This is a genomic window from Pseudoalteromonas sp. SR44-5, from assembly GCF_014163675.1.
GTDB classification, from domain to species: Bacteria; Pseudomonadota; Gammaproteobacteria; order Enterobacterales; family Alteromonadaceae; genus Pseudoalteromonas; species Pseudoalteromonas rhizosphaerae.
This window is the reverse complement of the sequence record NZ_JACJDT010000171.1, coordinates 1-572: the sequence shown is the minus strand read 5'-3', so window position 1 is coordinate 572 and position 572 is coordinate 1. Positions and strand designations below refer to the sequence as shown.

The window sequence follows — 572 nt, the reverse complement described above, 5'->3', positions numbered from 1 at the left end:
TCGCTATCGGTGCCGGTATTGCCTGCGGAGTCTGTCACACTGACATTGACTGTGTACTCGCCTTCGATAATCGCATTACTGGCCTCCACGGACCAATTGCCTGCGCCATCCGTTGTTGCTGTCGCACTTTGTACTGCGCCATTGGCCGCGATGATTGTAACGTTCACTTGCGTACCCGCTGGCACCCCACTGCTTTGGCCACTGATGAGCGGAGTAACATCACTGCTATCTGCCAGCGCATTCACGCTAATAACCGGCGCGGTGACATCAACTAACCCGTTCACACTCGCACTGGCTGGGTTCCCCGCTTGATCTGATACACTTGCAGTAACCGTATAAGTGCCTTCTGCTAATGCATCCAGCGCCGGCACTGACCATGTGCCTGATGGTGTCATTTGCGTAGTGACTGTGTGTGAATTACCCGCGGCATCATTAAACACCAGCGTAACTATGCTGCCCTGTGGCGCACTGGCGGTGCCACTGATGGTAGGCGTGGTATCGTTACTGTCGGCTGGCGGATTAATACTGATATCCGGCATGGTGGTATCAATGATCCCAGTGACGCTGGCGGT

The 572-nt window shown here is 54.7% G+C and carries 1 protein-coding gene; it reads right to left on the bottom strand.

Annotation, left to right across the window (positions count from 1 at the left end):
- On the bottom strand, positions 1 to 572 hold a 572-nt coding region (locus H5154_RS24320), incomplete at both ends, for an Ig-like domain-containing protein (RefSeq protein WP_182719769.1).